This is a genomic window from Paenibacillus sp. FSL L8-0494 (assembly GCF_038003695.1).
Classification (GTDB): Bacteria; Bacillota; Bacilli; order Paenibacillales; family Paenibacillaceae; genus Paenibacillus_AQ; species Paenibacillus_AQ odorifer.
Window position 1 is genome coordinate 5200297 of the sequence record NZ_JBBOPQ010000001.1, and the last position, 22042, is coordinate 5222338.

General features: G+C 45.6%; 18 protein-coding genes and 2 tRNA genes. 5 read left to right on the forward strand and 15 right to left on the reverse strand.

What is annotated here, in order from left to right:
* Positions 1 to 29: 29 nt before the first annotated feature.
* The 4 genes from NYE35_RS23655 (at position 30) to NYE35_RS23670 (ending at position 3207) form a co-directional block, all read left to right on the forward strand.
* Positions 30 to 524: an RNA polymerase sigma factor gene (locus NYE35_RS23655; RefSeq protein ID WP_076275663.1), complete on the forward strand. Its 495-nt coding sequence runs from the start codon at positions 30 to 32 to the stop codon at positions 522 to 524.
* Positions 521 to 1510 (forward strand): hypothetical protein, encoded by a 990-nt coding sequence (locus NYE35_RS23660; protein ID WP_341122148.1) that lies wholly within the window; start codon positions 521 to 523, stop codon positions 1508 to 1510. Before NYE35_RS23655 ends, NYE35_RS23660 begins: the two co-directional genes overlap by 4 nt.
* A complete protein-coding gene (locus NYE35_RS23665) occupies positions 1489 to 1869 on the forward strand; it encodes a hypothetical protein (protein WP_341122149.1) in 381 nt (126 codons plus the stop codon). The genes NYE35_RS23660 and NYE35_RS23665 overlap by 22 nt, the downstream gene beginning before the upstream one ends.
* Before the next feature lie 663 nt (positions 1870 to 2532).
* Positions 2533 to 3207 (forward strand): hypothetical protein, encoded by a 675-nt coding sequence (locus NYE35_RS23670; protein WP_036683363.1) that lies wholly within the window; start codon positions 2533 to 2535, stop codon positions 3205 to 3207.
* A 288-nt stretch (positions 3208 to 3495) separates the two neighbouring features.
* Here the strand turns inward: NYE35_RS23670 and NYE35_RS23675 are convergent, their stop codons facing one another.
* The 14 genes from NYE35_RS23675 to lspA form a co-directional block, all read right to left on the reverse strand.
* Positions 3496 to 3999 carry a hypothetical protein gene (locus NYE35_RS23675; RefSeq protein WP_076098561.1) on the reverse strand — a complete coding sequence of 168 codons (504 nt, stop codon included), beginning with the start codon at positions 3997 to 3999 and terminating at the stop codon, positions 3496 to 3498.
* 697 nt (positions 4000 to 4696) lie between these two features.
* Positions 4697 to 4770: transfer RNA gene (locus tag NYE35_RS23680), tRNA-Ile, on the reverse strand.
* A gap of 44 nt (positions 4771 to 4814) precedes the next feature.
* Positions 4815 to 4891: transfer RNA gene (locus tag NYE35_RS23685), tRNA-Met, on the reverse strand.
* A gap of 359 nt (positions 4892 to 5250) precedes the next feature.
* On the reverse strand, positions 5251 to 6735 hold the full coding sequence (locus NYE35_RS23690; protein WP_341122151.1) for an ABC transporter substrate-binding protein: 1485 nt from the start codon (positions 6733 to 6735) through the stop codon (positions 5251 to 5253).
* Positions 6736 to 7797: 1062 nt separating this feature from the next.
* Positions 7798 to 8436, reverse strand: coding sequence for an orotate phosphoribosyltransferase (gene pyrE, locus NYE35_RS23695; RefSeq protein WP_036683370.1), 639 nt, complete (start codon positions 8434 to 8436; stop codon positions 7798 to 7800).
* The gene (gene pyrF, locus NYE35_RS23700; protein WP_036683371.1) at positions 8433 to 9179 is read right to left on the reverse strand and encodes an orotidine-5'-phosphate decarboxylase; all 747 of its coding nucleotides are present in this window, start codon (positions 9177 to 9179) and stop codon (positions 8433 to 8435) included. Before pyrF ends, pyrE begins: the two co-directional genes overlap by 4 nt.
* Positions 9180 to 9290: 111 nt before the next feature.
* Positions 9291 to 12518: a carbamoyl-phosphate synthase large subunit gene (gene carB / locus NYE35_RS23705; RefSeq protein WP_036683372.1), complete on the reverse strand. Its 3228-nt coding sequence runs from the start codon at positions 12516 to 12518 to the stop codon at positions 9291 to 9293.
* 1 nt (position 12519) lies between these two features.
* Positions 12520 to 13701: a glutamine-hydrolyzing carbamoyl-phosphate synthase small subunit gene (gene carA / locus NYE35_RS23710; protein WP_051491286.1), complete on the reverse strand. Its 1182-nt coding sequence runs from the start codon at positions 13699 to 13701 to the stop codon at positions 12520 to 12522.
* A gap of 115 nt (positions 13702 to 13816) precedes the next feature.
* Positions 13817 to 15100 carry a dihydroorotase gene (locus tag NYE35_RS23715; RefSeq protein WP_038572839.1) on the reverse strand — a complete coding sequence of 428 codons (1284 nt, stop codon included), beginning with the start codon at positions 15098 to 15100 and terminating at the stop codon, positions 13817 to 13819.
* A gap of 109 nt (positions 15101 to 15209) precedes the next feature.
* On the reverse strand, positions 15210 to 16115 hold the full coding sequence (locus tag NYE35_RS23720; protein ID WP_036683376.1) for an aspartate carbamoyltransferase catalytic subunit: 906 nt from the start codon (positions 16113 to 16115) through the stop codon (positions 15210 to 15212).
* 4 nt (positions 16116 to 16119) lie between these two features.
* Positions 16120 to 16683, reverse strand: coding sequence for a bifunctional pyr operon transcriptional regulator/uracil phosphoribosyltransferase PyrR (gene pyrR / locus NYE35_RS23725; protein WP_036683379.1), 564 nt, complete (start codon positions 16681 to 16683; stop codon positions 16120 to 16122).
* Between the two features lie 966 nt (positions 16684 to 17649).
* A complete protein-coding gene (locus tag NYE35_RS23730; protein WP_076141842.1) occupies positions 17650 to 18903 on the reverse strand; it encodes an LL-diaminopimelate aminotransferase in 1254 nt (417 codons plus the stop codon).
* Positions 18904 to 19108: 205 nt separating this feature from the next.
* Complete coding sequence (locus NYE35_RS23735; RefSeq protein WP_038572843.1) at positions 19109 to 20080, reverse strand: RluA family pseudouridine synthase; 972 nt, start codon at positions 20078 to 20080, stop codon at positions 19109 to 19111.
* Entirely contained in the window at positions 20073 to 20585 is a 513-nt protein-coding gene (gene lspA / locus NYE35_RS23740) for a signal peptidase II (protein WP_036683603.1), read from the reverse strand. Before lspA ends, NYE35_RS23735 begins: the two co-directional genes overlap by 8 nt.
* A 246-nt stretch (positions 20586 to 20831) precedes the next feature.
* Between lspA and NYE35_RS23745 the strand changes: the two genes are divergently transcribed.
* Entirely contained in the window at positions 20832 to 21554 is a 723-nt protein-coding gene (locus NYE35_RS23745) for a TraR/DksA C4-type zinc finger protein (RefSeq protein WP_076275669.1), read from the forward strand.
* Positions 21555 to 21646: 92 nt separating this feature from the next.
* Here the strand turns inward: NYE35_RS23745 and NYE35_RS23750 are convergent, their stop codons facing one another.
* Complete coding sequence (locus tag NYE35_RS23750; RefSeq protein ID WP_282579970.1) at positions 21647 to 21937, reverse strand: DUF5665 domain-containing protein; 291 nt, start codon at positions 21935 to 21937, stop codon at positions 21647 to 21649.
* Between the last annotated feature and the right edge of the window lie 105 nt (positions 21938 to 22042).

Below are 22042 nucleotides of genomic sequence, written 5' to 3' on the forward strand. Positions count from 1 at the left end.
GTGTTATAGGTAAAGGGGGGCACAGTATCATGCAGCGATCCATGACCCGGCCGGGAAATCATGTGATGAAGAGTTACGAAATCTACGCAGATATGCTGTTCCGGATCGCTTTGGTCCATCTAGGCAGCCGGCAAGATGCCGAAGAAGCCACTCAGGATACCTTCATCAAGCTAATAGAAAAAGCGCCAAAGTTCAAAGATGCCGAACATCAGAAGGCATGGCTGATCCGGGTAATCACCAATCATTGTAAAACACTACTGGGCAGAGGCTGGCGCAAGCGCGAGGTTAAGCTGGAGAGCGCTGAGCCAATTGCGGCAGACAGCCCCGAGGATTGGGCTCTGCTGCAGTTAGTTATGGCGATGCCCATGAAGTATAAAACCGTAATCCATCTTTATTATTACGAGGACTATCCCATCCAGGAGATCAGCAAGATTCTGCAGATTAGTCAGTCTGCCGTGAAAATGAGACTTCAGCGGGGACGGCAACTGTTAAAACTGGAGCTGGAAGGAGCGGAACCACAGTGAAGGAAGATCAGTTTCGAACATCATATAAGAAAGCGGTGGATTCGATGAAGCCAGGTGAAGAAATGAAAAAAGAATTGTTCGACAAAATGGATCAGCGGCAGGAGCGGAAACGTCCGCGCAAGACGGTTTATATCGCGGCAAGTGTCGTGCTCGCCGCAGGAATCGGTCTGGCTGGGCCTAGTATATGGCAGCAGTTGAACAGTCAGAGCTCCCCGGGGCAGGTTGCCCAGGTAACTCCGGGTGTAAGCAATGCTGGCAATTCGGGCACAGCTACATCGGGCAGCATTGTCATTCCCAAGCTGAAACTGCCAGATAAGGAATCTGGTGTGAAGGCAGATATGATCGCCTTGGTCGTGTATAAAAATAATATTTACACACAGTCAGCGACTCGCATCGACGCTGCCGATGCTGCCGCTCTGCGCGGTGACAAGTTAGGACGCACTACAGGCGGCATCAACGAATGGAGCGGTAACGACGAATATATTGAGTTAGCCTCGAACATCGGCGAAACGGATCTCTATTCCGTGAAGGGCTATGATTCCAGCTTCCTGATTATGTCCTATTCGGAAATCAACGGCGAGGTATTCGCTGAACTGTATGAGCACACGAACGGCATCACCATAAACAGCGGCGCCGACCTATTCGGCAAGCTGAATCTTGAAGGCCGAGTTACTTCAGCTCAGTGGGAAAGCTTCAACAGCTGGAACAACGGCCTCCAGCAGCAGGCGCCAATCGCCAATGGCGAGGCGCTTGATGGCTTCCTGACAGCACTCCAAGCGGCTAAACCGCTGGCAGCAGAGCCGCTGATCGAGCAAGGCATCTACGACAGCGAAGACCGCAAGATCATCTATCTGCAGCTGGAAGACAACGCCCGAGTAGAGCTGACGCTGCTCGGTCAAGGACTTGTACGCTACGGTCAGGCACCGGTATTCTTCGAGGTCGAATCCGGGGCATTCCAGCAGCTGTGGGACAGCATGAAACTTTAGGGATGTTGGTGGATACCCAGGGCCTGCGGTTGGGATTGGGATTGCGATCGGGATTGCGATCGGGACTGCGATCGGGATTGCGATCGGATTGCGATCGGATTGCGATCGGATTGCGATCGGGACTGCGAAATGCGACTAGGAGTGTGATTGGGATTGGGATTGGGATTGGGATTGCGATCGGGACTGCGACTAGGGCTGTGGTTGGGATCGCGATTGCGATCGGGGCTGCAACTGCGGTTGGGACTGCGGTTGAGATCGCGATTGCGATTGAGATTGCGATTGGGCCAGCGGTCGGAAGCAATTGGGTACATCGTTTCGGTCGCCTTGCTCTCCATTGGAGGAATTTAGCTGACTGCTAACAAAAACGGCGCTGCTTCCAAACCATTTCATGGTTTGGAGCAGTGCCGTTTTGTGCTTTACTGTATGGTTTATGAGCTCGCATACTAGATATGCTGGTTGCAGAGGTGAAACTACTGATTGTTCCTTTATAGGCTACTTCTCATTGTAATTTCTGCAACTACATCTGCGAGGAGCATGGCACTAACGAGCTAACGAACTAACCTCCTTCACCTCGAGCTATCGGACCTAGATGCCGCTATTTGCTGATTTTCAGCCTTTGGAGCATGGTTTCGGACTCCATGGACGCTAATGCCTAGAAAGAGACTCAAATGCGGTACTTTTTATGCCAATAGCGACTATGGGGTCCGTTAGAATTGCAAATGTGGAGAAAAACCTCTTTAAGGGTCAGCTGGGTCCGATGGGAGCCTCATACCAAAAATGCTCCCTAATCAAACGAAGTTTGGTGTTTAGTATAAGTAAGTTTGCAGCAAGAAAGAGTGCCCCAACAGCTATTTTATCGGATACTGGATAACTCTTTCTTTTTTTCTGTCCATAACAAATCTTTCATACTCCAGAGTCCTTATGTTACTAATCCTCAGTCAAATACAATTCAAATTTCCTCACTATTAAACTATTTCACATGGTAAAATAAACCTGATTTAAATAAAAGGAGAGTACATAATATGGGATTTTTCAAAGGAGTATTACAGGGTCTTCTTACAATAATAGAAGATAGAGAATATCAGAAACTTTCGGAATCAAATACTATAAAAATCGATAATAAATTAACTTATACTCCAACAGTAAACAGACAATTCGCCATCATTGAAATTAAAGGTAATAATTATCTGCATAAAGATAGCATATTGAGCATGAAATTGAGTTCAGGATTTTTATCCATTGGAAACGTTATGATAAGTCGTTCATTAGTGTCAGGAAATCTTGATATGCTTAATTTATCGCAAGATGACTTTAACAATGGCGTTAACCTATATGGAATGATTTCCGATGAACGACAGAATGTAACAGAGATAGTATGTTGCTTGAAAAATGATATTTCCTTAATTCAAGGGTACGTTCAAGAAGCGCTCGCTATTAAAAAGAATGAAGCTGAAAGAAAATTCATAATTCAACAAAATGAACAACTTAGGAAAGAAGAGGAAGAAAAACGAAAAAAATCACAAAAAGAATACTTCCAAACGCATATCAAAGAAAAACAAATTATGAAATATGGAATACGTCACACTAAATGCTGGAGATGTCATGCTCCTTTAGGCACTGAGACACACCCTATTCATTATTCTTGTGGTTGGCTCCAGTGTGACTGCGGTGCATGTAAATGCAATTATCACAGATAGTAAAAGAGTATTTTCGTTTTCATCGGTTACTTCCCCTTAGTGGGTACTTGTAAACTCAACCGCGGTGACCGGGGGCTAGAGTTATTGCTGGATTAATTCTTTAGGAAGCAATTCGCCCCAAAGGCAAATCAAAAGTACGCAGTATTTAGAGCATGCTTCTACATTGTGCGTTCAGTCATTCGCGAGCATCTCCTGTTGAGCATTATAATCCGACTACTACGACATAAAAAAGGAACGCCCACCATGGACGCTCCTTTTTTTCTTATTCGTCTACAAAATTCTAGCTAGTTACGCATTTACACTTTCCGTTTTTCGATCCTGTCTTGCGTGTAATGTTTTCATCGCAAATCTTGCTATCGGCTGCGCAACCAACAGTTCAATCCAAAATGCTATACCAAAGTTTCTTGGCCAGATGTGAAGGAAATTTTTAAGTGGATCCAGGCTTATTTGTTTCGTCCCAACCCATGTGCCGATAATTGATAGTAAAATAGATAACACCGTGACATTCAATAAAGTATTCAACAGAATCCTTGCATTAAATCCATCTGTTTGTCCCATGAATTTCGGCATCACTTTCCCAACAATCGGTCCTGCAACTAATCTTACAGATAAAACTACGATCATCCACATAAACGGAATAACCTTTAGTGTATCTATATACACTTCCTTACTGAAGCCACGTTCCAACCCCACAATAATAGGGGCAATAGTGTTTACTGAAATGATTGAAATAATGAGTAAAAATAGTATACCTTCTTTTCCGTTTCTGGGCAGTCTTTTGTCTCCATGCATGTTTGTCATCTCCGTGAATAATATTTCAGATGGCAGACGTATCATGAGACATATATTTTTGGCCCAACAAAAAAGACCAATATCTCTACACACTGATTTAATAATTATAACATTTATTTAAAATGAATGTCAGACCTTCTACTAAAATTTATTAAATCGCCCTACTAACAAAGAACAGTTACCTGCATGCGCCTTAACAAGAGCGGCAGTGGCAGAGAAGTAAACTGCCGTACTCTACAAACGACACTAGAAATATTCTAGATTGGCTACAATGATAACCAGTGGTACTTTGCAAGGTTTTTCAGAATATTATTGATGGTCTTAGGGAACGCTATACGCAAATCGGGGCTAAAAAAAGAATACGAGGACTCATACAAGGAAATTGACTTAGTATGTTGCTACTCTGGTCGGAGCTATATAAAGCTAAAGGTAGCTGCTGAACGACTGGGTATGACTCCAGCGATGTTCAACGAATAATACTCACACCTACTCCCAATCATGCAAGAAGAGGCCGTTGATAAAATTGAAGCAGAACTGAATAAATACGCTGAAAAACAGCTCGAAACTGCAGAAAAATAATTCCCGTTAGCAAATCCGTTAGCAAACTCAAAATTCTGTTCTTTATCCATTCTACTTTCTTATATTGCTAAGCTTATAGACAGCAAAAAACCCTTACAAAGTAAGGGTTTTTGATAAGTGGGCCCTGAGGGACTCGAACCCCCGACCAATCGGTTATGAGCCGACCGCTCTAACCAACTGAGCTAAGGGCCCGGATCTAAAAATATCCGAATGTACAATTGCTGTTGTAATAAAATTGGTTGCGGGGGCAGGATTTGAACCTGCGACCTTCGGGTTATGAGCCCGACGAGCTACCGGGCTGCTCCACCCCGCGTCAGAAATAATATTCAAACAGCGACAATAAATAATATACAGTACAAAATGGGTCTACGTCAAGGATGAATTTGTAAAAGTTCTCAAGGCAAAAATCTAACCCCATATCTTCCTTTGCGGGATCGATAAATTTCCACAAAACTTGGGTCATGGTAGCCATAAATCCAGCCATCTTGCTCCAACCTTTTTGCTAAACAACCTGCTTGAAATCTCGTTCTGAACAGTTTCGCGAAGTATATCCAATTCATGATGCCCTCTTCTCCTTTTCGCAAATTAATCTCACGCTGCTCTGAACTTATCATGCCCAAGTTCCACAAAATAAGCCACCGGAAATCCGGTGGCCGCTACATATTCCAAAACTTAATCCCCTATAGAGTCGAAATAATATGTGGGATCTTTTTCGAGCGTACCCAGCATGGTATTCCCTTGCTTCTCCCAAGCTTTGAGGGCACTCTCCACCGTTCTTTTGCCCTGATAAACTTCTGTGAATAGTTGGCGCCCAACATCGTTAATACGGCTAATTCCAGGCTTCTGTGTTTGTAGGACGTTCATCAAAGGATCATTGGCTGGTAATGGTTTGAGCGTATAGAAGGATTCCAGATTTACTGAAGGTACCTTCGTGGTAATGTAATCCTTACGGGAAGTTAGTTCCCCGCGGGTATGAGCTTTAATTTTGGCTACCTCATTACTGTTGACGAACTTGATCAAATCCCAAGCATCTTCCTTATTAGCAGCCATAGTGTTGATAGCCATCATATTACCTACCCAAGTACCTACAGCCACTCCTGGTTTCTCCTTAAAAGTAGGTACGGTAACGAAACCCCAATCGACGGGACTGTAATTTTTAATTTTTGCTGCATTGCGGCTCACACCTGCAAGCTCATTAAGATAATCGTATTCTCCAATTACCATTGCAGCTTTTCCGGTAAGGAATAGATCCCCTTGGACAGGACTATAGGTGCTCCGTTCTGTTTCTATAAAATCCATACCGTTTAACCCAGGTGTAATTTGCTTTTTCACCAATTGGCTGTAGGTCGTCCAAGCTTGACTCCACTGTGTTTGGTTTACCTCCATCTTATGTCCCTTGTTGTCATACATAGCAAGCTCAAGCGGTGAGACATAGGTCTGCATATCCCAGAAAGGATCGCTCATATAACGGTTCATCGAAAATCCATATATACGCTTATCTTTATTTGTCGATTTCTTGATCACCTTTTCGGCCAGCGCGAACACTTCATCCCAAGTCATTCCGTCCGTCGGATAACCTACACCAGCAGCATCAAAAATACCTTTGTTAAAATATAACGCACTCGACATAAAGGTCGGCGCTAACGCGTAAAGACTTCCTCCACCCAGCTCACGTACTCCATTTAACATTGTAGGTGCCATATTGCTTAAATCATATTGATCTCGTGCGATAAGCGGCTCCAGCGATTGCACCAGATTATGCTTCACCAAACTCTTCACCAATGTACTATCACCGACGATTACATCAACTGGCTGTGCACCGCCCATAATTGTTCGGATATTCTCCAGATTATCTGGGTTAACCTCTGGATAGGTGCTGTCAAAACGAAGCTCATTCATATTGATGGCTGGAATAATCTCAAGTTTGATTTCAGGATGCTGCAATTCATACATATCTGTAAACTGCTGACGAAAAGAAGAATCGTCTTCTCCAGACCAGAGGCTGCCAATACGTAACACGCGCTGTTCTGTAGATGGCTTAGAAGCCTCTGCCCAGGCTGTATGCCTGCTTTCAGAAATTAAAGGCAATAGCAGTGCAGCACATACTCCAAAGCTTAACCAGCGCCGCCATAGCCTTCTATTATTTATATGATTCATTCTTGAACCCTCCCATAAAATACTCAATCCATCCACCTTATGAATAATTACCCATAATTCTAGTAACAGTATATAGCTTTATTCAGGAGGGGAAGTTACAGGCTGTTTAAAGTTATGCTACGATTTCTTCATATTATTTCTATAAAAAACATTCCGGGAGTTTTCTGAGGATCCTGATATGCCTTTCTACGGTAAGATAATTGCACTTTGTGCAACTATTACAGCTGTGTGTGTTGCGCTTCTCCTTTTAATTGCACTATGTGCAGTTAAAAAACGTTATTAGGAGCTTTCGGCGAATTTCTGGCGGATATAATTGCACAAAGTGCAACTATATCGCCAGATCTTCTAAGGAAGGTTAGTTTAAGTGCACGAACTGCAACTATTCTGCGTTTGAGACGACAGTGCGATGAAATCACCGGGTGTCAGTGCTAGTGTGACAGAGCGCAATATACCAGAGCGACAGAGCGTAATATACCAGAGTGACAGAGCGCAATAAACCAGAGTGACAGAGCACAATATACCAGAGCGACAGTGCGCAGGTCAGCCAAATGTCAGAATGTGAATGTGAATGCAAACACCAAAACCCTACTCTCCACTCCACTCCACTCTACTTTTCCTTTTACCAATACAGCATTTGCCTTCCCTACTAACTAACCTACTAACTAACCTGCTGCCTTTCCTATGACCGGCACAAATCGCCCCTTCTACGCAGGATAATTGCACTTTGTGCAACTATTAAAGCCGAATGTATTATGCTTCTTCCTTTTATTGCACTATGTACAGTTAAAAAACGTTATTAGGTGCTTTCGGCGGATTTCTGGCGGATATAATTGCACAAAGTGCAACTATATCCGCCAGATCCTCTAAGGAATGTTAGTTTAAGTGCACGAACTGCAACTATTCGGCGTTTGTGACGACAGCGCAATGGAATCACCGGGGCAAAGTATAGTATTCCAGAGTGTCAGAGCACCTTTTCCTTTTAATTGCACTCGGTGCAGTTAAAAAGAAAAGCCTCCCACCAAAATGTGAGAGGCCCGTCCAATCTATACACAGGTATTTATTTTAAACGCCAAATGCGGACGGATCTTTTCTCCAAGATTTCAGCAGTTCCACATCCGTAGCTGCGATCTCGCCTTGTGTAAGAGCCACATCAATCAATGTGCTGTAGTTGGACAAGCTTTGTAATGGCATTTCAGCGGCAGCAAAAGCATCGACCGCACGATCCAGCTCGTAGCTGAAGATTGCCAATACAGCCAACGCTTCTGCGCCTGCTTCTTGCACAGCTTGAGCTGCTTTGATGGAGCTTCCACCAGTAGAGATCAGGTCTTCGATAACGACTACCTTTTGCCCCGGCTTAATTAGGCCTTCGATCTGATTCTGCTTGCCGTGACCTTTAGCTTTATCGCGGATATAAGCCATTGGCAGATTGAGTTTATCAGCTACCCAAGCTGCGTGAGGAATGCCTGCGGTTGCTGTACCTGCGATCACCTCTGCATCTGGATACTGGCTTTTAATAAGCTCAGCGAAGGCATCAGCAATATAGTTACGTACCTCTGGGTAAGCCATAGTCAGACGGTTATCGCAATAGATCGGGGACTTAATACCAGAGGTCCAGGTAAAAGGCTCCTGCGGTCGCAGTGCCACCGCTCCTATCGTAAGCAGATAACTTGCTACTTGTTCACTTCTATTTAATGTACTCATGCTAGGGTCATCTCCTCAATAATATTTAGTGCTGCTTGACGTGGATCAGCTGCAGTTGTAACAGGACGGCCCACCACCAGGAAGTGGCTGCCTTGCTGAATGGCTTTGCCCGGCGTCATCACCCGGGACTGGTCACCTAGGGATGCACCTGCTGGGCGGATACCAGGTGTAACTGTGCAGAATGCGGGCCCACAAGCCTCTGCGATCGCTGAGGACTCTTGCGGTGAAGCCACTACCCCATCCAGACCTGCAGCGGCTGCCAGCTTAGCGTATCTGACTACAGTATCTGCTACGTCTCCTGCGATTCCAATTTCGTTATTCATCACTTCTTGGCTCGTGCTGGTTAGCTGTGTAACTGCGATAATCAAAGGCATTTTAAGCGTAGCATTCCCATTAACTACTGAAGCAGCGCCTTCACGGGCTGCAGCCATCATTGCCGAGCCTCCTGCGGCATGTACGTTAAACATATCTACACCGAGGTTCGTAAGGCTTTCTGCCCCGCCTTTTACCGTGTTAGGAATATCATGCATTTTGACATCTGCAAATACAGAATACCCCCGAGATTTCAGTTCATTAATGAATTCCGGTCCTGCTGCATAGAAGAGCTGCATTCCCACTTTCATATAACAAGGAATCCCTTCCAGCTTGTCAATCAAGGTTCTTGCCCCAGCAACATCAGGGTAATCCAAGGCGATCATCAAGCGATTCGCCATTTCATTCCACTTTGCATCTCCCTGTCCCATAACCGTTCTCCCATCCAGTGCAGACTTAAATCCACACTCTTCATTTATTAGCCCCTAGGCATAGCGGAACGGTCTGCGTAAACGCAAACCGCCCTATGCATCTTTATGAGATTAGTTTAATTGTCCGACAAAAGCAGGCATGGACTGTGACGAGAAGTTGATCGTCTGCAGCATTCTGAGCAGTGCCGTTACTGTATCGAGTGATGTCATACATACGACGCCATTCTCAACCGCTTCACGACGGATACGGAATCCATCACGCTCTGGTGTTTTCCCTTTAGTCAGTGTATTAAAGACGAAGTTGGCTTGCCCACCACGAATCAAGTCGAGAATGTTCGGTGCACCTTCATCCAGCTTGTTCACGTTCATTACGTTGAGACCTGCTTCTTCAAGCGCTTGAGCGGTGCCTCCGGTAGCAATGATCTTGTAACCCAGCGAGTGGAAGCCTTTCATAAGCTCCACAGCCTCTGCTTTATCTTTATCTGCCACTGTAACGATGATAGCGCCAGTTGCTGGAATTTTCATTCCTGCTCCGATTAGACCTTTATACAAAGCTTTTGCATACAATTTATCGCGGCCCATAACCTCACCCGTCGATTTCATTTCAGGTCCGAGCGTTGGTTCTACTCTACGCAGCTTGGCAAAAGAGAACACTGGCACTTTAACCGATACATAATCACTTTCCGGCCATAGACCTTCTGTATAACCGTCATCTTTCAGCTTACCGCCGAGAATGATTTTGGTTGCCAGATGCGCCATTGGAATTCCAGTTACTTTACTCAAGAATGGAACCGTACGCGATGAACGCGGATTTACTTCAATGACGTACACTTCATTCTGATAGATGACGAACTGGATGTTGACCAGACCAATCGTTTTCAGTTCCTTAGCAATCTTGATTGTGATCTCTGCAATTTTTGCTTTCAGACCTTCATCCAGATATTGCGGAGGATATACAGCGATGGAGTCACCGGAGTGAACGCCTGCACGCTCAACATGCTCCATAATCCCTGGAATAACTACCGTCTCACCGTCACAAATTGCGTCTACCTCAACCTCTTTACCAAGCATGTAACGGTCAATCAATACCGGATGCTCCGGATTCACCTTAACTGCTTCTACCATGTAGCTAAGCAATTCCGCATCATTATATACAATTTCCATTGCGCGTCCACCAAGTACATAGGAAGGACGTACCAGCACCGGATATCCAAGTGATTGTGCAGTTTCTACTGCTTGATCTACGTTGATAACCGTCTTACCTTTTGGTTGGGCAATATCCAGACGAGCCAGCAAAGCTTCGAATTTCTTCCGGTCTTCAGCTTCGTCAATACTGTCTAGGCTAGTTCCGAGAATCTTAACGCCAGCCGCACTTAATGGTGCAGCAAGGTTAATGGCTGTTTGGCCTCCGAATTGTACGATAACCCCAATCGGATTCTCTTGCGCAATTACGTTCATTACATCTTCAAAGAACAAGGGTTCAAAATACAACCGGTCCGAAGTATTAAAGTCGGTAGATACAGTCTCAGGGTTATTATTGATAATAACCGCTTCATAACCTGCCTTCTGAATCGCCCACACTGCATGCACAGTGGAGTAATCGAACTCAATCCCTTGACCGATCCGGATTGGACCCGATCCAAGTACGATAACCTTTTGTTTATCGGAATGAATGACTTCATTTTCAGTCTCATAAGTAGAGTAGTAGTAAGGTGTAGAAGCTTCGAACTCAGCCGCACAGGTATCTACCATTTTGAATACAGGCGTTAATCCTCGCTCTAAACGAAGCGCGCGTACATCAGCTTCTTTGATGAATTTAACGTTCGCTTGTCCTTCTGCACGAATCTCAGCAATCGCACGGTCTGTAAAACCTCTGCGTTTAGCTTGATACAGGGTTTCTGCTGATAAGCTTTCATCCCCACGAATAACCTCTTCAAAGTTGATCAGTCCCTCGATCTTGGACAGGAACCACCAGTCCACGTTAGTGATATCTTGGATCTCTTGCAAGCCAAATCCGCGGCGGAAGGCTTCCGCGATCAAGAACAACCGCTCATCATCAGGTTTTGCCAGACGTTCACGCAGGACGCTTTCTTCCAAATCTTCAGCGCCCGGCAGGCGGAAACGGTGTACACCGATTTCCAGGGAACGAATTGCTTTATGAATGGACTCTTCGAAGGTACGACCGATGGCCATAACTTCTCCAGTTGCTTTCATTTGTGTGCCCAGCTTACGGTTCGCATGAATGAACTTGTCGAACGGCCAGCGTGGGATTTTGCTTACGATATAGTCAAGTGTAGGCTCGAAGCAAGCATAGGTCTGTCCAGTAACTGGATTGACGATTTCATCAAGTGTGTAACCAAGCGCGATTTTGGCAGCCATTTTGGCAATCGGATAACCGGTTGCTTTCGAAGCCAAAGCCGAAGAGCGGCTGACACGTGGATTTACTTCGATTACATAATATTGATAGCTTTGCGGATCCAGTGCGAACTGCACGTTGCAGCCACCCTCGATATTCAGCGCACGAATGATTTTGAGTGAAGCGCTGCGCAGCATTTGATATTCACGATCGGATAACGTTTGGCTAGGTGCCACAACGATACTGTCACCTGTATGCACACCTACCGGGTCGAAGTTCTCCATGTTGCAGACAACGATACAGTTGTCGTTCGCATCACGCATAACCTCGTATTCAACTTCCTTCATGCCGGCAATACTTTTCTCCACCAAACATTGTCCGATCGGGCTATAACGAATACCTGCTTTGACAGTCTCAAGCAGCTCTTCTTCGTTGTCGCAGATCCCGCCGCCGGTGCCGCCAAGCGTATAGGCCGGGCGTACAATTAGAGGGAAACCAATTTCCTCAGCGAATTTCATCGCTTCATCTACTGTGGTAATAATAGTGCTCTCTGGTACAGGCTGTTCCAGTTCGCGCATCAGATCACGGAACAAATCGCGATCCTCTGCTTTTTCGATGGACTCAAGCTGGGTACCTAGAAGCTTAACATTCTCTTGCTCTAGTACTCCTGCACGAGCCAATTCTACAGCCATATTAAGACCTGTCTGTCCTCCCAAAGTTGGCAACAAGCCATCTGGGCGCTCCTGACGGATGATGCCAGTTACGAATTCAAGGGTAATCGGCTCGATATAAACTTTATCAGCCATATTGGTGTCAGTCATGATAGTCGCTGGGTTACTGTTGATCAGCACAACTTCGACGCCTTCTTCTTTCAGGGCCTGACAGGCCTGCGTTCCGGCATAGTCAAATTCTGCGGCTTGCCCGATAACAATCGGTCCAGAACCGATTACTAATATTTTTTTAAGCTTTTCATTCTTAGGCATGTTATAGAGCTCCTTTCACGGCTTCAAGCTGTTTTACTGTAGGTTTTGGCGCCGTGATTCTGGCGTTTGCCGCAAGCTGCGCCTGGCGCGAGCTTACAGGTGTGTTAGCTTTATGATCAGCGATCATCTGTAAGAAACGATCGAATAAGTAGCTGCTGTCATGAGGTCCCGGTGCTGCTTCTGGATGGTACTGTACTGAAAACGCAGGATAACGGGTATGTTTAAGTCCTTCAACGGTCTTATCATTATTATTAATGTGAGTAACCTCTAGATCCGTGCTCTTCACAGAGTCTTCATTCACTGTGTAGCCATGGTTCTGAGAAGTAATGAAGCAACGTCCGCTCTCCAATTCTTTAACCGGATGGTTACCGCCACGGTGTCCGAATTTCAGCTTCTCTGTATCCGCGCCACAAGCCAGTGCAAACAGCTGGTGACCTAAGCAGATACCGAAGATTGGGTATTCACCAAGCAATTCTGAGATCGTCTTCACTGCGTGTGGAACGTCTTTCGGGTCCCCAGGGCCGTTGGACAGCTGGATACCATCTGGATTGAGGCGACGAATCTCATCAGCAGTTACGTCATGAGGTACAACTACAACATCACAACCGCGATTGTTCAACTCGCGTAAGATACCAGCCTTCGCTCCGTAATCTACCAGCACGATGCGTTCTTTAGTTCCCGGGCTATTGTACATGCTTGGAGTAGATGTGCGTGCTACCTGATTGCGCAGTTCTTCAATTGAAGTGTCGCCCATCATTTCCATCAATTCCTCTACCCGTTTGTTAGAGGTAGTCAGGATCGCCTTCATTGTTCCGTAGTGGCGAATAATCCGCGTCAACATCCGGGTATCAATCTCGCTGATTCCAGGAATATCGTATTCTTTCAGCAGGTCGTCCACACTGTATTCTGCGCGCCAGTTACTTGGAACTTCTTCATGACGACGCACTACAAAACCGTGTACGAAAGGTCGAACAGATTCGAAATCATCCCGCGTAATCCCGTAGTTCCCAATCAATGGGTACGTCATGGTAACGATTTGTCCGCAATATGAAGGGTCAGACAGCACCTCTTGATATCCTGTAATTCCTGTGTTAAAAACAACCTCGCCTGTCTTTTCACCTTCAGCGCCAAATGCGGTACCTGTAAATAAAGTTCCGTCTTGAAGCAGCAATCTCGCCTGCATTCCCTTCCACTCCTTCATGTTCTGTAGTCTGATACGTATGCCTTGCATGCCTTCCGGAGTGTACGCGCTCAAATTGCTGATCCGCAAAGATCAGCAATTTCGCCTCACCAGTCCGCTAGTTTTTCTCAGTCCATACGGCTTTGCCGTCCACCCAAGTTTTTACTGGCCAACCCTTAAGCTTCCAGCCGCCAAAAGGTGTGTTGCGTCCTTTGCTTGCGAAGGAACCTGGGTCTACTTCTTTTTCCTGCTCCAGATCGATGAGTGTCAAATCTGCAGGAGCTCCGATCTCCATAACCCCGGTGTTCAATCTGAATACCCGTGCAGGATCGGCAGTCATTCTTTGTACTAGTAAGGATAAATCCCATTTTCCGGTTTCTACAAACGCCGTGTATAAGAGTGGGAAAGCTGTCTCGAATCCAACGATACCAAAAGGTGCCAGCTGCATTCCTTTCGCTTTCTCTTCCTCACTATGTGGCGCATGATCTGTAACAATCATATCTAGTGTGCCATCAAGCAACCCTTCGATACACGCCTCAACATCGCGGCGGGAGCGCAGCGGCGGGTTCATTTTCCAATTGGCGTCAAGGCCTGGAATATCGTCTTCAGCAAGAAGCAAGTGATGCGGACATACCTCAGCAGTTACTTTAATGCCGATCTCTTTTGCTTGGCGAATCAGCCGCACCGACTGTTCAGTACTGACATGGCATACATGGTAATGAACGCCTGTCGCTTCTGCCAGCAAAATATCGCGTCCAACATGGATCGCCTCTGACTCATTCGGAATTCCTTTGAGGCCATGCTTCTTAGCGAACTCACCTTCAGCTACACAGCAGCCCTCAACCAGCGAGTTATCTTCGCAGTGAGCAATGACTGGCATATCGAGCGATGCTGCGATGTTCATTGCATCTTTCATCATTTGAGCACTTTGTACGCCCACACCGTCGTCTGTATAACCAATAGCTCCAGCTTCTTTGAGCGCCGCAAAATCCGTCAACTCACGTCCGAGCTCATTTTTCGTAATGGCTGCATAAGGAAGCACTTTAACTAGTCCTGCTTCACGCGCCTTGTCTTTCACAAATTGCACGATCTCCGGGCTATCTGTCACCGGACGAGTATTTGGCATACATGCAATGGTTGTAAATCCGCCTTTAGCAGCTGAGCGACTTCCGGTTTCCACTGTTTCCTTGTGTTCAAATCCCGGTTCACGCAAGTGCACATGCATATCAATGAGTCCCGGAATGAGCAGCTTACCTTCAGCATCAATGATCTCCGTGGCTTCTCCGATAGCTTCATTTCCGTCGATTATAGCCGAGATCACACCATCCTGTAGTTCGATGTGTTTGCGCTCAAGCAAGCCTTCCTTATTCAATACGCTGGCGTTTCTAATAATCACTGTCATGATTCTACCTTTACCCTCAGATCACAGCTGCGGGCCCTCTCGTTATTATATAATAAAAATTCATCTTTGTGTATATTTATTAGTCTCTATACGTTAGCATTCCGTAAGCTTATAGTAAAGCTCTTTCGAGAACCGCCATCCGGACCGGTACGCCATTAGACATTTGCGGGAAAATCCGCGATTGACTGCACTCTACTACTGCATCATCAATCTCTAGATTCCGGTTAACCGGAGCTGGATGCATAATGATTGTGTCTTTGGCGAGCTTAGCTGCCCGCTCTTCTGTTAGACCATAGTGGCTACGGTAATCTTCAGCAGACAGCTTAATGCCGGAAGTATGGCGCTCAAGCTGTACTCGAAGCATCATTACTACATCCGCTTTAAGAGCTTCTTCCATAGTTACGTAAGGCGCATACTCCATAAGCTCAGGAGCCTTCATATTATCCGGTGCGCAGAACTGCACCTTGGCTCCCATTTTCGTAAGCCCCCAGAGATTAGAACGCGCTACGCGGCTATGCATAATGTCCCCAATGATGGAGACTGTCAGGCCTTTTAGTTCCCCAAAGGTTTTGGTCATGGTGTATAAATCAAGCAGCGCCTGCGTAGGATGTTCATTGTTACCGTCGCCCGCATTGATAAGCGGTATGGACACCTTCTCAGCTAACTGCTGCAGCACACCTGCAGGCTTCAAACGCACAACTCCGGCATCGATCCCCATCGATTCCAGTGTGCGCACTGTATCGTAGATCGACTCCCCTTTTTCTACACTAGAAGCTGCAGCCGTAAAATTAAGTACTTGCGCACCTAGTCGTTTCTCTGCCATCTCGAAAGAGAAGCGTGTGCGTGTGCTGTTCTCAAAAAACATGTTAGAAATAAAATGGGAGTTCAAGATGGGCGTCAGCTTTTCACTTTGATTGTCCCAAAATGCTGTTCTGTCAAGCAGTTGGATAATTTCCGACCGGTCAAGCTCTTTGATTCCCAGCAGACTACGTTCCTTTACCTTGGTAAGTGTCATGATGTTATCGTTCCTCCCGGTTTGAAATAATGTAGACCTCATCTTTGCCGTCGTATTCCTTCAGCGCCACTTCAATCTGCTCGTGCTTTGAGGTAGGTACATTCTTACCGATGTAGTCCGGCCGGATCGGCAGCTCGCGGTGTCCGCGGTCAGCCAGTACTGCCAGTTGAATCATTCGTGGGCGTCCGCAATCCATCAAAGCGTCCATCGCCGCGCGGATGGTGCGTCCGGTGTAAAGTACATCATCGAACAAAATAACTTTTTGATCATGGATGCCAGCACTTCCTGAAGTAATAACGACGTTACTCTTCACTACTGCTTCACTGCCTTCCACTTCACGGTCATCCCGGTAATGTGTGATATCCAGCTCACCGTATGGAATCTCGACGCCTTCAATCTCCTTGATGCGCTCAGCGATACGCTGTGCCAGATACACACCTCGTGTCCGAATACCGACCAGCAGACAATTCTCGATACCTTTGTTCTTCTCCAAAATCTCATGAGCAATACGTGATAAGGCCCGGCGGATCGCCGTTTCATCCATAATGACATTTTTCTCAGTAACCATAATCTTGTCACCCTCCAGCTTGTTCGCCTATTCAAGTTCCCGGAAATCAAAAAACTCCTTGCCTATAACAGGCAAGGAGTGAAATCCGCAGATGAGGAAGATGACGGCCGCGCGCATAAAAAGACAGTTCCGTATTTACACACGGATACCTTTCTAAGAGTCGCGAACCTCGATTCACGTTACCTTGCCAGCCTCACAGGACTGAATTAAAGGCGCTATTCATTTAACAAGAATTATGACAGAACAACCCCTTCATGTCAACTTTCTCTGCCTAAACTTTTGCACTTCTCTTCCTTACTTCTATTAACAACAAGGGGAAAGCGGTACTCAGTATATCTGCATAAAAAACGAGGCTGAACCCAAATAGCCGTTTCATCTCTTTTAGGACAGCCTCGTTTATGTTCTTAACACTACTTAATGTCCAAATGGTTCAAGAGACGCACCTAGTAATGCTCCAAATGATGCAATTGGTGAGGTTCTTATATAGTAATTAGGGAATTCCTCCCTGAAAGTCAGTGATTTCTGTTCATCAGACTTGTAATTAGGGAAAACTTCCCTAATTGTTGGCCGATTCAGTGATTAATATAGAAAACCCCTGATTATTAGGGAGGTTTTCCCTGATTTCGTTCATTTAGAGCGAATATCGGCTAATTTCAGGGAGGTTTTCCCTAATTAGTTTAAAACCCACTCTTTACTTCCACACAAACTCAGAACACATATCACTCACCACACAAGTCCACCGCACAAATTCCACCGTCACAGCTACCACAAATCATCTACTGCAAGCTGTACGAAAATCACACACAGCATTGATCCACCACCCACCCCAATAGTACAGAACACGACACGTGGTCATATAGTCATAAGGCACAGCAACATCCACATTTCCTATTCCATAAAAAAGAAGCTGCCCCCAAGTAGAATTCACTACTTTTCGGACAGCCTCATTAATTTCAATAACAATGCTTAAAACTCAAATTCCACATCGCTAAGACGTCTTTGAATTTCAGAGATGACACGTCTCTCTTCCTCTTCACCTTTAGCAATAAAGGTAACGGAGAAACGAACAAACGGACCTGCATCATCCCAAGGCACAGTGGAGATCAGCTTCTCACGAATCAGGAATTGGGAGAAATCTTCACCGGATTCAAAGCGACGGCCGTCTTTGATTCCCTTAGGTGCAGCGACATACAGGAAGAAGGAACCTTTTGGCTTCTCAGCCTTAAAGCCAAGGCTGTTCAGTGCATCAACTAGCAGGTTGTGACGACGGGAGTATTTATCCGCAATCGCTTCAGTAATCTCCGGATGAGCAAGACCATAAGCCGCTGCTTTTTGAATCGCGATAAATTGGCCGGAATCGTTATTATCCTTCACATCGCTGAAAGCTTTAACCACTAGCGGATTACCAGCCACAAAACCAATTCTCCAACCCGTCATATTGTAAGACTTAGAAAGAGAATGCAGCTCTACACCCACATCCTTTGCACCTGGAACGGAGAGGAAGCTAAGTGGCTTCAAACCGTCATAGGTCAAGGCAGCATAAGGTGCGTCATGGATAACCACTACATCGTATTTTTTCGCCCATGCAACGACCTCAGCAAAAAACTCAGGAGTGGCACTAGCGCCCGTTGGATTGTTTGGATAGTTTAGATAAAGAAGCTTAGCTTTACGAGCAATGTCTTCCGGAATTTCGTTCAAATCTGGAAGGAATTTATTCTCCTTCTTCAGCTCCACTGTAAATACTTGTCCACCCAAATATTTAGTATGTGTACCCAAGACTGGATAACCCGGCACGGTCATAATCGTGATATCACCTGGATTGATAAAACAAGATGGCAACATAGCCAGCGCAGGCTTCGATCCGATGGAGTGAACTACTTCCGTTTCTGGATCAATTCCTTCCACACGGAAAACTTCCCGCAAATATTCAGCAGCAGCAGTCTTGAATTCGGCAATTCCGTTGTCCGCATATCCGCGGTTTTCTTCCTTCGCTGCTTCTTCAGCAAGCTTAGCTACGATACCCGCATCAGCCATCTCATCCGGCTCGCCTACGCCCATATCAATTAGTTCAATGTTAGGAAAATCCTGTTTTGCGGATGCTTTAGCACGTTTGATTTTCTCGAATTTATAAATCGAAGTGTCTTTGCCATAATTGGCACCGCCGATGCGGTCTGCAAAATTAGTCTGAATGAAGCTATCTTGGTATTGTTCAATACTCATACTGTCATCTCATCTCCTGAATATCTATTCTACTTTTAAAAGAAACGGCTTCGCCGTCCCTTGGATGGCGTATGTTTCCGGATATCCGTTTCATTATAAAAATAAGGATAAAGAATAAGGCATTACCCTTTCTTTATCCTTATGTTTTTAAATATGCCGTAAAGTAGTGTTCAATACCATAGACTAATTATCACTTCATTTGTACTTATCTGCTGCGTAGTGTGAACAGGACTTCTTCCATGTCCTCCGGAATAGGTCTGCTGAATTCTTTATATTCACCTGTGGTAGGATGAATAAATCCGAGCACCGCCGCATGCAACGCTTGTCCATTCATCGTAGTGCCCTTGCTGCGTCCATATATCGGATCGCCTACAAGTGGATGGCCAATGAACTTCATATGTACCCTGATCTGATGCGTGCGGCCAGTCTCCAGCTGCAGCTCCAGCAGTGTACAATCTCCGAAGCGTTCCATTACTGTAAAATGGGTCACGGATTTTTTGCTGTTCTTTTCGGTTACTGTGTATAGCTTGCGATCATGTGGATCTCTGCCAATCGGTGCGTCAACAGTGCCCTTATCATGCGACAAGTTACCGTGTACGACTGCAATATATCGGCGCGTAACACTATGCTCTTTAAGCTGTGCGGCAAGTGAGGCATGACTGGCATCATTCTTAGCCACCATGATAAGACCAGAGGTATCTTTATCGATCCGATGTACAATACCTGGACGAATCTCACCGTTAATGCCGGACAGATCCTTACAGTGATACATCAGCGCATTTACTAAGGTGCCTGACGGATGTCCCGCAGCTGGATGCACAACCATGCCCCGGGGTTTATTAATCACAATGACATCGCTGTCTTCATATACAACTTCAAGAGGAATGTTCTCCGCGATCAAATCCGTTACTTCTGCTTCAGGGACAACAACGCTAACCACGTCGCCTTCCGATAGCTTATAGTTGGCTTTCACTGGCTTGCCATTAACCGTAACGTTACCGCCGCTGATCCACAGCTGCACCTGAGAACGGGAAATTTCTTCTTCCCATGATTCCGTAATATATTTATCGATTCGCTCCCGCGCGTTCTCTGCCGAAACGGTCCATTCCGTGACGTCCCTCTCTTCTTCGCTCGTAGATGCCGCTTGGTGATTGACGTCTTTATTCAAATCATTCATTCCCTTCTCTTACTTCCTTTGCTTCTTTTACTTCTTTTATTTCTGTAATTTCTTCGCCGTTTTTAAGGTCACGAAAAGAATCCAGAAGAATCAATCCAACCCCAATGACGATACAAGAATCCGCCACATTAAAAATGGGGAAGCTATAGCTCCCAAAATTGAACAGAAGGAAATCAACAACCTCACCATTGATTATCCGGTCCAGGAAGTTACCGATAGCTCCACCCAGTACAAGCCCTAGGGCAACAGATAACAGCTTCCGCGAGTGTCTAGTCTTGTTCAAATACCAAACGATACCACTAACCACTACAACCGTAACTAGAAAGAAGAACCATTGCTGACCTTCGAGAATCCCAAAAGCAGCCCCGCGATTGCGATGAGAGGTAATCAGGAAAAAATCTCCGATAACAGAAATCTGTTCTCCGATCTCCAGACGTGTAGCAATGAGATACTTTGTCCCTTGATCCACCAAAAATACAATAAGAGCAATCAAATAGTACACCACAGAAGTTGTCACTCCGTTCTTATTTTTCCCGCTAAATGCGGTACGAATACTGTTTAAAGACTTGTATATTGTAGCACAGCCCTTAAAGAATCGTCTATTGCGGGACATCCGCTAAGTTCAATCTTGGGGACTATTTTCCAGCGGTAAAATCCCTGCTCTCCGGTCAACCTAACAGAAGAACCATCCGGTGTTATCCGGCAAGTCGGAATGATTCTTATAAAAGGTACAGAAAGGAGCTTTCTCATTATGACGCACCTGACAGTACAGCAGCTCTCAGAGCTACGTGCACGATTGGAAAAAGATCGGGATACGATTCAGCGCAGGCTTCAGAATAATGAGCATTACGGCTTAGATGAATCCATGCGGGATGGTTCCGGAGAACTTTCCGAGAATGACAACCATCCAGGAGATGCAGCCACCGATTTGTATAATCGCTCCATGGACATTTCACTGTTAGAACGGGACGAGCATGAGCTGGACGATATTGAAGCTGCTTTATCCGCTATGGATAATGGCACTTATGGGATATGCAAGGCTAGTGGTGAGCCGATCCCTTTTGAACGTTTATCTGCCATCCCTTCCACACTTTATTGTAAAGAGCACAACCCGCGGCAAAACGCACCTTTCACTCGACCAGTAGAAGAGGAGCTGTTATCTCCACCTTTTGGACGCACCAGTCTGGATGAGCGCGACGATCAAAACGGTTTTGACGGCGAGGATGCCTGGCAGATTGTTGAAAGCTGGGGTACCTCGAATTCTCCCGCCATGGCGGAGGGCAACAATATTGATTCTTATAATGATATGGAGATTGAAGCCGATGAACTGGAAGGCTGCGTAGAGCCTTGGGAGAACTTTATCGCCACTGATATCACGGGCAACAATCTAATTGTAGTGCCGGGACGGAGCTACCAGCGTTATTTGGACAGTGACGAGGCAACCCATAGTCTTGATCCTCTCGACGAAGACTAAACACAGATGTCCCCTATACAAAAACATTTAAACAGCGTACTGTTCCAGTTTTGAGGAATGGTTCGCTGTTTTTAATCTTAACGTTTCGATGGCTATTTGAATTCTAGCTGACGCTGTACGATCCGCACAATATCCGCAATATAATCACCAATGATCGGTAGATTGAGCGCGCCTAGTCCCTGAAGGATATAAATAATCGTTGCCGCAAAAAAAGTAAAACCCAGTGCGATCCCAACTCCCCGAGCTGCTCCAAATAAAATATTTCTCCAAATCAACCGCCAAGGTGAATATAGCAGATCCGTATATTGATAAATTCGGGATTTTTCCAAAATATGAGCCCACTCAAAGGTCAAACGGTACATCGTATTCATTTTTTCTTCCAGCGGAATATCCTCGGGATTACGCGGATCTGCTGTTAGATACTCAGGATTAACTTCAGGAAAAGCCTTATTCTCCTTTTCCTTGTCTGGGTTATTCTTATTGCCGGA

What these genes read in the sequence shown, in the direction of transcription:
- NYE35_RS23655 (WP_076275663.1), top strand. Translation starts at nt 30, where the DNA reads ATGCAGCGATCCATGACCCGGCCGGGAAATCATGTGATGAAGAGTTAC.
- NYE35_RS23670 (WP_036683363.1), top strand. Translation starts at nt 2,533, where the DNA reads ATGGGATTTTTCAAAGGAGTATTACAGGGTCTTCTTACAATAATAGAA.
- NYE35_RS23675 (WP_076098561.1), bottom strand. Translation starts at nt 3,999, where the DNA reads ATGCATGGAGACAAAAGACTGCCCAGAAACGGAAAAGAAGGTATACTA.
- NYE35_RS23690 (WP_341122151.1), bottom strand. Translation starts at nt 6,735, where the DNA reads ATGAATCATATAAATAATAGAAGGCTATGGCGGCGCTGGTTAAGCTTT.
- pyrE (WP_036683370.1), bottom strand. Translation starts at nt 8,436, where the DNA reads ATGAGTACATTAAATAGAAGTGAACAAGTAGCAAGTTATCTGCTTACG.
- pyrF (WP_036683371.1), bottom strand. Translation starts at nt 9,179, where the DNA reads ATGGGACAGGGAGATGCAAAGTGGAATGAAATGGCGAATCGCTTGATG.
- carB (WP_036683372.1), bottom strand. Translation starts at nt 12,518, where the DNA reads ATGCCTAAGAATGAAAAGCTTAAAAAAATATTAGTAATCGGTTCTGGA.
- carA (WP_051491286.1), bottom strand. Translation starts at nt 13,701, where the DNA reads ATGCAGGCGAGATTGCTGCTTCAAGACGGAACTTTATTTACAGGTACC.
- NYE35_RS23715 (WP_038572839.1), bottom strand. Translation starts at nt 15,100, where the DNA reads ATGACAGTGATTATTAGAAACGCCAGCGTATTGAATAAGGAAGGCTTG.
- NYE35_RS23720 (WP_036683376.1), bottom strand. Translation starts at nt 16,115, where the DNA reads ATGACACTTACCAAGGTAAAGGAACGTAGTCTGCTGGGAATCAAAGAG.
- pyrR (WP_036683379.1), bottom strand. Translation starts at nt 16,683, where the DNA reads ATGGTTACTGAGAAAAATGTCATTATGGATGAAACGGCGATCCGCCGG.
- NYE35_RS23730 (WP_076141842.1), bottom strand. Translation starts at nt 18,903, where the DNA reads ATGAGTATTGAACAATACCAAGATAGCTTCATTCAGACTAATTTTGCA.
- NYE35_RS23735 (WP_038572843.1), bottom strand. Translation starts at nt 20,080, where the DNA reads ATGAATGATTTGAATAAAGACGTCAATCACCAAGCGGCATCTACGAGC.
- NYE35_RS23745 (WP_076275669.1), top strand. Translation starts at nt 20,832, where the DNA reads ATGACGCACCTGACAGTACAGCAGCTCTCAGAGCTACGTGCACGATTG.